Genomic DNA, 3,760 nt, shown 5'->3' on the forward strand with positions numbered 1-3,760 from the left:
CCAACCAATCCAAATGAAATTATAAAAGATCCATTAATATTAGAATTTTTAGGATTACAAAGAGAAAGTGCTTATTATGAAAAAGATTTTGAACAAGCAATAATTACAAATCTTCAAGATTTTCTTTTAGAATTAGGTAACGGATTTTCATTTGTTTCTCGTCAAAAAAGAATACATCTTGATGGTGATGAATTTTTTATAGATTTGGTTTTTTATAATAGATTACTTCAATGTTTTGTGTTATTTGAAATAAAAACTCATAAATTAACTCACGAAGATTTAGGTCAACTTCAAATGTATGTCAATTATTATGACAGAGTTGAAAAAGTAGCGCATGAAAAACCAACTATTGGAATTTTACTTTGTGCAGATAAAAATGATGCGGTTGTAAAATACTCATTACCAAAAAATAATAATTCCATTTTAGCAAGTCAGTACCAATTATACCTTCCAACCGAAGAACAATTATTGACCGAAATTAGAAAAGAAATAGAAATTTTAAAACATACAAACTAAAAAAAAATAATGAAAACAATAGCTGTAATAGGCGCAGGAACAATGGGTAACGGAATTGCTCACACTTTTGCACAAAGCGGTTTTACCGTAAAATTAATAGATATTTCTGAAAAATCACTCGAAAAAGGAATGGCAACTATTGCTTCCAACCTTGACAGAATGGTTGCAAAAGGAACTATTAGTGAGGAAGATAAACACAAAACAATTTCTAACATTATTACTTACACCGATATTAAAGATGGAGTTGTTGGAACTGATTTAGTTGTTGAAGCCGCAACCGAAAATGTAACATTAAAACTAAACATCTTCAAGCAATTGAGTGAAGTTTGCGATCATAATGTGATTTTGGCAACCAATACGTCATCTATTTCCATCACACAAATTGCAGCACAAGTTGTTCATCCAGAACGTGTTATCGGAATGCATTTTATGAATCCGGTTCCAATTATGAAATTAGTTGAAATTATTCGTGGTTATTCTACATCTAATGAAGTGACTAAAATTATTATGGATTTATCCGAAAAACTTGGAAAAACTCCAACCGAAGTTAACGATTATCCAGGATTTGTTGCCAACAGAATTTTAATGCCAATGATTAACGAAGCAATAGAAACTTTATATAATAAAGTTGCTGGTGTTGAAGAAATTGATACAGTTATGAAACTCGGAATGGGACATCCAATGGGACCATTACAATTGGCAGATTTTATTGGACTTGACGTTTGTCTTTCTATTTTAAATGTAATGTACGATGGTTTTAAAAATCCAAAATATGCTCCTTGCCCACTTTTAGTAAATATGGTTATGGCTGGAAAACTTGGTGTAAAATCTGGTGAGGGTTTTTATGATTATGCTGAAAGTAAAAAAGCAGAGAAAATTGCAAAGCAATTTTTAAAATAGTGTTCAGTTTTTCAGTAATCAATTAGCAAATTTTGAACACTGAATATTGAATACTGAATACTGAACACTAAAAACTGAACACTAATTAAAAATGAGCAAAATAATTCCTTTCAAAGCAGTTCGTCCAACGCCAGATAAAATTGGTTTGGTAACTTGTAGAAACTACGATGATTATAGTTCGGCGGAACTTGCTGCGTGGTTGAGTTTTAATCCGTATTCGTTTTTACACGTTATTAATCCGGCTTTTGTCAATTCTCAAAAAACTACTTTAGATAAAAGATATAAAGGTGTTGCATTGAAATATCAGGATTTTAAAAATGATGGTGTATTTTTAAAAGAAGATAAATCTGTTTTTTATTTGTATCAAATTCAAACTAAAAACAATACGTTTATTGGCATTGTTGCAGGAACATCAATTGAAGATTATAAAAACAATGTGATAAAAAAACACGAAGATACATTGCAATATCGCGTAGAATTATTTAAAGATTATTTGCATCAAACTAGTTTTAATACCGAACCTGTTTTAATAACTTATCCAGATAATTTAGAAATAAATAATTGGATTTCTGAAAAGAAAAAAGAACAACCAATTTACGATTTTTCTACAACTAATAAAGAAAAACATACTCTTTGGAAAATAGAAAGTGATAAAGAAATAGCTTGGTTACAAACTCAGTTTGAAAAAATTCCAGAATTGTATATTGCTGATGGTCATCACCGTTCGGCTTCGGCGGAATTATTATATGATGAAGACAAGCATTTGGGAAACCAAAACCTGAATTATTTTATGAGTTTTTTAATTGCCGAAAGCAATGTTAAAATTTACGAGTTCAATAGAATTATTCGAGATTTGAATGGCAATTCTAAAGATGATTTTCTTAAAAAATTAGCTCAAAATTTTATAATCAAAACCAAAGAACAAGAACTTTGGAAACCACAAAGTAAGTTTGAATTTGGAATGTATCTTGATGGCGATTTTTATGCATTATTTTACAAACAAAGTAATTCTATATCGGATTTGTCATCTCGAGCGCAGTCGAGAGAAACTATTTTAGAAAATCTAGACGCTCAAATATTATATGATAAAGTATTGCAACCTATTTTGGGAATTGAAGATTTAAGAAACGATGAAAGAATTGAGTATATTCCAGGAAAACAATCTATATTAACTATAAAAGAATTGGTTGATGAAGGCGAATTTGAAGTTGGATTTATGTTGTTTCCGTCTGATATTTCAGAGATTAAAGCATTGGCAGACAATAATTTAATTATGCCACCCAAAAGTACTTATATTGAACCTAAGTTTCGAAGTGGATTGATGGTTTATGAGTTATGAATTTGAGAAAAGAAAATAGATATATTTTCAAGTACAAAGATTTAAGAAATTTATAAAATTTTAAAAATTTCTTAAATCTGTGTTCTATGAATAAAATAATTTTAAATAAAATGTCAATAAAAAATAATCTTCTCCAAATAAAATCCCAACTTCCAAACCATGTAACATTGGTAGCCGTTTCTAAAACCAAACCAGTTACAGATTTAATGGAAGCATACAATGCTGGTCAACTCATTTTTGGAGAAAATAAAATCCAGGAAATGACTGATAAATGGCAAGAAATGCCAAAGGACATTCAATGGTATATGATTGGTCACGTACAATCCAATAAAGTGAAATTTATGGCTGAATATGTTAGCTTAATTCACGGAGTTGATAGTCTAAAATTATTAGAAGAAATAAATAAACAAGCTAAAAAACACGATAGAATTATTGATTGCTTGCTTCAAATTCATATTGCCGAAGAAGAAACAAAATTTGGTTTAGATGAAAAAGAATTAGATGAAATTCTTGAGATACTGAAACAAGTTCAGTATAAAAATATAAAAATTGTTGGATTAATGGGAATGGCAACTTTTACCGATAATCAAAATCAAATTAAAAAGGAATTTCAAAATTTGAAAACGATTTTTGATAAAGTAAGTCATCTGAAAACTGAAAACTGCCAACTGAACACTCTATCAATGGGAATGTCTGGCGATTATAAATTGGCAATTGAATGCGGAAGTACAATGGTTCGAATTGGAAGTAGTATCTTTGGAGGAAGAAATTGATGGAAGATGGAAGATGGAAGATGGAAGATTTTTAAAAATGAATTTTAAACTGAATACTAAAAACTGAACACTGAGCACTAACTTGTACGCAATACTCGACATAGAAACCACCGGAGGACAATTCAACGAAGAAGGAATTACCGAAATAGCCATTTACAAATTCGATGGTCACGAAATTGTAGATCAGTTTATTAGCTTAGTAAATCCAGAAATTCCTATACAACCATTTGTG

General features: G+C 29.8%; 5 protein-coding genes. All 5 read left to right on the plus strand.

Annotation, left to right across the window (positions count from 1 at the left end; genetic code table 11):
• Positions 1–516, plus strand: a 516-nt coding sequence (locus ACH2BO_RS14530) for a PDDEXK nuclease domain-containing protein (RefSeq protein WP_395045453.1), incomplete at its 5' end; no start/stop codon positions are given.
• Positions 517–525: 9 nt separating this feature from the next.
• Positions 526–1,416 carry a 3-hydroxyacyl-CoA dehydrogenase family protein gene (locus ACH2BO_RS14535; protein WP_395045454.1) on the plus strand — a complete coding sequence of 297 codons (891 nt, stop codon included), beginning with the start codon at positions 526–528 and terminating at the stop codon, positions 1,414–1,416.
• Positions 1,417–1,507: 91 nt separating this feature from the next.
• A complete protein-coding gene (locus tag ACH2BO_RS14540; RefSeq protein WP_395045455.1) occupies positions 1,508–2,755 on the plus strand; it encodes a DUF1015 domain-containing protein in 1,248 nt (415 codons plus the stop codon).
• 110 nt (positions 2,756–2,865) lie between these two features.
• Positions 2,866–3,528, plus strand: coding sequence for a YggS family pyridoxal phosphate-dependent enzyme (locus ACH2BO_RS14545; protein WP_395045456.1), 663 nt, complete (start codon positions 2,866–2,868; stop codon positions 3,526–3,528).
• Between the two features lie 82 nt (positions 3,529–3,610).
• Positions 3,611–3,760, plus strand: a 150-nt coding sequence (locus ACH2BO_RS14550) for an exonuclease domain-containing protein (RefSeq protein ID WP_395045457.1), incomplete at its 3' end; no start/stop codon positions are given.

The sequence above is a fragment of the Flavobacterium sp. genome (assembly GCF_043773265.1).
GTDB lineage: Bacteria > Bacteroidota > Bacteroidia > Flavobacteriales > Flavobacteriaceae > Flavobacterium.